Below are 6,127 nucleotides of genomic sequence, written 5' to 3' on the forward strand. Positions count from 1 at the left end.
CTTTTCGCGTCCGCATTTCAGAGCCTCCTCGCACCCCCCTCCCAGGTTACCCCACAGGACCACCCCAATGCGGGAAATCAAACTCCAGGACCTCAAGTCGAAGACGCCGGCCGAGCTCGTCTCGTTCGCGGAAGAGAATGGGGTCGAGAATGCCAGCACCATGCGCAAGCAGGAGCTGCTGTTCGCCATCCTCAAGCAGCTTGCGCTCGCCGAGACCGACATCGTCGGCGAAGGCGTCGTCGAGGTTCTCTCCGACGGCTTCGGCTTCCTCCGCTCGCCCGATGCGAATTATCTGCCGGGCCCGGATGACATCTACGTTTCGCCCTCGCAGATCCGCCGTTTTGGCCTGCGCACCGGCGACACTATCGAAGGCCACATCCGCAGCCCGAAGGAGGGCGAGCGCTATTTCGCGCTGCTGAAGGTCAACACGCTCAATTTCGAGGACCCGGAAAAGGCCAAGCACAAGGTCAATTTCGACAACCTCACGCCGCTGTTTCCGAATCAGCGCTTCCGCATGGAAATCGACGACCCCACGCGGAAAGACCTGTCTGCAAGGGTGATCGACATCGTTGCGCCGATCGGCAAGGGTCAGCGCGCGCTGATCGTCGCGCCGCCGCGCACGGGCAAGACCGTGCTGATGCAGAACATCGCGCACTCGATCGCGCATAATCATCCCGAGTGCTATCTGATCGTGCTCCTGATCGACGAACGTCCGGAAGAAGTCACGGACATGCAGCGCTCGGTGAAGGGCGAGGTCGTCTCCTCGACCTTCGACGAGCCGGCGGTGCGCCATGTCCAGGTCGCCGAGATGGTGATCGAGAAGGCCAAGCGTCTGGTTGAGCATGGCCGCGACGTCGTGATCCTGCTGGACTCCATCACGCGCCTCGGCCGCGCCTACAACACCGTGGTGCCGTCATCGGGCAAGGTGCTGACCGGCGGTGTCGATGCCAACGCGCTGCAGCGGCCGAAGCGGTTCTTCGGCGCCGCCCGCAACATCGAAGAGGGCGGCTCGCTGACGATCATCGCGACTGCGCTGGTTGATACCGGCAGCCGTATGGACGAAGTCATCTTCGAAGAGTTCAAGGGCACCGGCAACTCCGAGCTGATCCTCGATCGCAAGGTGTCGGACAAGCGGACCTTCCCGGCGATCGACATTTCGCGCTCCGGCACCCGTAAGGAAGAGCTGATCACCGATCCGGTGGTCTTGAAGAAGATGTACGTACTCCGCCGCATCCTGAATCCGATGGGGACGATGGACGGCATCGACTTCCTGCTCGACAAGCTGCGCTCGACCAAGAGCAATTCCGAGTTCTTCGATTCGATGAACACCTGATTGCAGTGCAACATGATCCAAAGGGCGCCTTCGGGCGCCCTTTTTCTTTGTGCGACTTTGTTGCAGCGAGCTGCAGCATGGCGGGGCGTTGTCGTCTGGAGTAGGCGTCGTCTAAGATGTTGATATAATTTATGAATAGCGGATCGAGGGATGCCGCTCATTCCGTTGCAAGTGGTTCTTGCAGTAGACGCTCGCGAATTTATTGCATCGCACTATTGGTTTTGCTGCGAGAATCCAAGCAGCATAATCGCTCGATTTGTCAGCCGAAACGGATGTTTGCCTTTTCCCTTTCAGCCGGACAAATAGGCTATGTATCCGCGAGACCACACCATCTTTGCACTGTCGTCTGGCCGTCCGCCAAGTGCGCTTGCGGCGGTGCGTGTCTCCGGGCCAGGCGCCAGCCTGGTGCTGACGACGCTGGCGGGCAAGCTGCCGGCGCCGAGGCAGGCCAGCCGCCGGCTCCTTCATGACGGCGTGGGCCAGCCGATCGACGATTCGGTGGTGTTGTGGTTTCCGGGGCCCGGCAGCGCGACCGGCGAGGACGTCGCCGAATTTCACGTCCATGGCGGCCGCGCGGTGCTGGCCGCACTGTTTACCGCAATTTCCGTAATTCCGAATATGCGAGCTGCCGAACCGGGCGAATTCACCCGGCGCGCCTTCGAGAACGGCAAGCTCGACCTGACCGAGGCGGAGGGCCTCGACGATCTCATTCATGCCGACACCGACCGCCAGCGCCGCCAGGCGTTGCGGCAGTTGCAGGGTCTCCTCGGCAATCGCGCGCGCGACTGGCGCGAGCGCATCATCGACGCCTCGGCCTTGATCGAGGCCGGCATCGATTTCTCCGACGAGGGCGATGTGCCCGCCGAGTTGAGAGCGCCTGCGGTCAAGGCGATCAGTGCGCTGCATGACGAAATCGCAGAAGTCCTTGCGGCACAGGGACAAGCTGAACGCTTGCGCGACGGCCTGGTGGTTGCGATCGCGGGCGAGCCGAATGTCGGCAAGTCGACGCTGATCAACCAGCTCGCGCGCCGCGACGTCGCGATCGTCTCGCCGCATGCCGGCACGACACGCGATGTGATCGAGGTGCAGCTCGATCTTGATGGCTATCCCGTCACGGTGATCGACACGGCCGGCATTCGCGAGACCGACGATCCGGTGGAGCAGGAGGGTGTTCGCCGGGCGCGAGCCCGAGCCGAAGACGCCGACCTCGTGTTGTGGCTGGTGGAGGCGGGGCGCGCGGTCGATCCGGCCGCAATGCCGTTGCTGGGGAAGTCCGGCAATGCAGGCAGCCGCTCCGGCGGTTCGGTCTGGATCGTGCGCAACAAGATCGATCTCGGCGGGGTCGAGGACGTCGGCCTGTACGGTGAGTTCGGAATCGCCGCCAGCCGGGGGGACGGCATTCCCGCGCTGGTCGATGCTATGGTGAAATTCGCCGCCGACTTCTTCGGAACGACTGAGGGCGCGTTGGTGACCCGGGCCCGGCAGCGGGATTTGCTGCGCCGGGCGTCGGACAGCTTGCGGCGGAGTCTGGAGCTTGTAGAAGACGGCGAGGAGCTTGCCGCCGAAGAGCTGCGCGCTGCGGCCTATGCCTTGGGCCGGCTGCTGGGTCGGGTGGATGTCGAGGACGTCCTGGGGGCGATTTTTCAGAAGTTCTGCGTTGGGAAGTAGCCCTAGTTCTTCATTGTACAACTAGCCTTTGTTCCACTTCTTCGTTTCACGTGAAACACTGCGGTCGCGTTCCGAGACGTTTCACGTAAAACGTGACTCCATTACCCATATTTGCTGGCAAACGTGGCAGCTAAGGGAGCGGGTGAGCGGAGAGATCCCGGATCACTCCGCTCGCGATGATGGGAGTATGCCGCTGCCATCGAGCTTCGAGACCGGGCCGCATCTGGACGTTACGGCCCTTCAGTAGACACTTTATGCGTCGGGAGCTCCGTTTTCTCCCACTGAAAATGATAATCTTTCCAAGGGCGGTTCTACTGTGCCTGGGGTTGTTTTCGCGAAAAACATCTGGGCTCCGCTTGCACCGTTTCACGTGAAACAACCGCCTTTCCAGTTTCCGCTTCCGGCTTCCCCGCCTCTGAGCTAGAAGTCCGTCCATGCGCACAGAGCGAGAGAGCTTCGACGTCATTGTGATTGGCGGCGGCCATGCCGGCTGTGAGGCCGCTTCTGCCTCTGCCCGGATGGGCGCGGCGACCGCTCTGGTGACGCACCGCTTCTCCACGGTCGGCGCGATGTCCTGCAATCCCGCCATTGGCGGTCTCGGCAAGGGCCATCTGGTTCGCGAGGTCGACGCGCTCGATGGTCTGATGGGCCGGGTCGGCGACGCCGGCGGTATTCAGTTTCGCGTTCTCAATCGCCGTAAGGGCCCAGCGGTCCGTGGTCCGCGCGCGCAGGCCGACCGGAAGCTCTATGCGGCCGCGATGCAGGCGGCGATCCGGGAGACCGAGGGTCTTTCCGTGGTCGAAGGCGAAGCGGACGAGCTGATCGTGGTCGAGGGACGGGTGATCGGCCTGCGCCTGGCAGATGGCCGCGAGCTTCGGGCAGGGGCTGTCGTCGTCACCACCGGCACCTTCCTTCGCGGTCTGATCCATCTCGGAGAGAAGAATTGGCCCGCCGGCAGGGTCGGCGAGGCGCCTGCGATGGGCCTTTCGACCTCGTTCGAGCGCGCCGGATTCACCCTTGGACGGCTCAAGACGGGCACTCCGCCGCGTCTGGATGGCACGACGATCGACTGGTCGGCGGTCGAGATGCAGCCGGGGGACGAGCCTCCGGAGCCGTTTTCGATGGTGACCGAGCGGATCACGACGCCGCAGATCCAGTGCGGAATCACCCGAACCAATTCCGCCACCCATGAGGTGATCCGGGCCAATGTTCATCGCTCTCCGATGTACTCCGGCCAGATCAAGAGCTCCGGACCGCGCTATTGCCCCTCGATCGAGGACAAGATCGTTCGCTTCGGCGATCGCGACGGTCACCAGATCTTCCTGGAGCCGGAAGGGCTCGACGACAGCACTGTCTATCCCAACGGCATCTCGACCTCGCTGCCGGAGGACGTTCAGCTCGCCATTCTCGCAACCATTCCCGGCCTGGAGCGGGTGAAGATGGTCCGGCCGGGCTATGCCATCGAATACGACCACATCGATCCGCGTGAGCTCGATCCGACCCTCCAGACCAAGCGCCTGCGCGGTCTGTTCCTGGCCGGCCAGATCAATGGCACCACGGGGTACGAGGAAGCTGCCGGCCAGGGCATCGTGGCCGGGCTGAACGCGGCATTGGCTGCGAGCGGCGCCGCGCTGACAGTGTTCGACCGAGCTGATGGCTATCTTGGCGTCATGGTCGACGACCTCGTCACCCGCGGCATCAGCGAACCCTATCGGATGTTCACCTCCAGGGCCGAGTACCGCCTGACACTGCGTGCCGACAATGCCGATCAGCGTTTGACCGAGAAGGGCGTCGCTCTGGGCTGCGTTGGCAGCGCCCGGACGGTGCATCATCGCGCCAAGATGGACGCCCTGAATGCGGCACGAGCGCTCTCGAAGTCGCTGACGATCACTCCGAACGAAGCGATCAAGCATGGTCTGTCCCTGAACCGGGACGGCCAGCGGCGCTCGGCTTTCGAACTGATGGCCTATCCCGATATTGGCTGGAGCCAGGTCCGTGCGATCTGGCCCGAGCTGTCCGGCATTGATCCCGTCATTGCCACCCATCTCGAGATCGACGCGAAGTACGATGTCTATCTGGAGCGCCAGAGCGCGGACGTCGAAGCCTTCAGGCGGGACGAGGGGATGGTGTTGTCGGACGTCGATTACCAGCAGGTCCCCGGTCTCTCCAATGAGGTGCGGGCCAAGCTGGAGAACGCGCGGCCGTTCACCGTTGGCCAGGCCGGCCGAATCGACGGCATGACGCCTGCCGCGCTCGGCATTCTTGCGGCCTATCTCCGCCGCGAAGCGCGGAAGACTTCCAAAGTAATCGCATAGGTTTCACGTGAAACAGCGCGGGCCGGGCGGCGGCAGATCGTCTTCAGGAAAACCCTCGGCGGGTGAGGGTGCCGGTGTTCGCTCCGAACCGGCGCCTGCCCGGCCAAAGATCGACAAGGCCAGCGCCAACGATCGATCGTGGGACGTCGTCATTGCAGCCGACAAGGTTGCGGCGCTCAACCTCGCGCCTGTTTCACATGAAACGGAAGCCCGGCTCGATCGCTACATCGCACTGCTGCGGGAGTGGCAGGCCAAGACCAACCTCGTCGCGCCCTCGACATTGCCGTACCTCTGGACCCGGCACATCGCCGACTCTCTTCAGCTCGTCGCTCTCGCCCCATCGGCCAAACGTTGGGCCGACCTCGGCAGCGGTGGCGGCTTTCCCGGGATCGTCCTGGCCTGCGCCATGGCCGGGACGGCCGGGGCGAGCGTCCATCTGGTCGAGCGAATCGCCAAGAAGGCGGCCTTCCTGCGCGAAGCCGTGCGCGTCACGACATCTCCGGGAGTCGTACATCTCGCTGAGATCGGGGATAATGTGGATAGAATCACCGGCCCGGTCGATTGCGTCACCGCGCGTGCGCTGGCTCCGCTACATCAACTCATCGGCTTTGCGGAGCCGCTGATGCGCCGGGGCGCAAAGGCGTTGTTTCTCAAGGGTCAAGATGTAGAGTCTGAATTGACCGAAGCCACTAAATATTGGAATATTCAGCCGCAGCTCCACCACAGCCGTACAGGCGACGGTTGGATCGTCGAGCTGGCTTCCGTCGAACGGCGCGGGTGAGGCGTCAGGGGCCGAGTGGGGGAATTTGCG

Annotated in this window: 4 protein-coding genes; all 4 read left to right on the forward strand. The window is 63.2% G+C overall.

Annotated elements, in window-relative coordinates; all coding sequences use genetic code 11:
* Positions 1–67: 67 nt before the first annotated feature.
* The gene (gene rho, locus IVB19_RS37145) at positions 68–1,333 is read left to right on the forward strand and encodes a transcription termination factor Rho (RefSeq protein ID WP_007598612.1); all 1,266 of its coding nucleotides are present in this window, start codon (positions 68–70) and stop codon (positions 1,331–1,333) included.
* A gap of 309 nt (positions 1,334–1,642) precedes the next feature.
* Positions 1,643–3,001 carry a tRNA uridine-5-carboxymethylaminomethyl(34) synthesis GTPase MnmE gene (gene mnmE, locus IVB19_RS37150; protein ID WP_247295821.1) on the forward strand — a complete coding sequence of 453 codons (1,359 nt, stop codon included), beginning with the start codon at positions 1,643–1,645 and terminating at the stop codon, positions 2,999–3,001.
* Positions 3,002–3,435: 434 nt separating this feature from the next.
* Positions 3,436–5,316 (forward strand): tRNA uridine-5-carboxymethylaminomethyl(34) synthesis enzyme MnmG, encoded by a 1,881-nt coding sequence (gene mnmG, locus IVB19_RS37155; RefSeq protein ID WP_018459643.1) that lies wholly within the window; start codon positions 3,436–3,438, stop codon positions 5,314–5,316.
* Positions 5,317–5,323: 7 nt separating this feature from the next.
* The gene (gene rsmG, locus IVB19_RS37160; protein ID WP_018459644.1) at positions 5,324–6,097 is read left to right on the forward strand and encodes a 16S rRNA (guanine(527)-N(7))-methyltransferase RsmG; all 774 of its coding nucleotides are present in this window, start codon (positions 5,324–5,326) and stop codon (positions 6,095–6,097) included.
* The last annotated feature ends 30 nt before the right edge of the window (positions 6,098–6,127 follow it).

Source organism: Bradyrhizobium sp. 187, assembly GCF_023101005.1.
Taxonomy (GTDB): Bacteria; Pseudomonadota; Alphaproteobacteria; order Rhizobiales; family Xanthobacteraceae; genus Bradyrhizobium; species Bradyrhizobium canariense_D.

Bases quoted from the DNA above. Each gene is read 5' to 3' on its own strand.
- rho (WP_007598612.1), top strand. From the start codon at position 68: ATGCGGGAAATCAAACTCCAGGACCTCAAGTCGAAGACGCCGGCCGAG.
- mnmE (WP_247295821.1), top strand. From the start codon at position 1,643: ATGTATCCGCGAGACCACACCATCTTTGCACTGTCGTCTGGCCGTCCG.
- mnmG (WP_018459643.1), top strand. From the start codon at position 3,436: ATGCGCACAGAGCGAGAGAGCTTCGACGTCATTGTGATTGGCGGCGGC.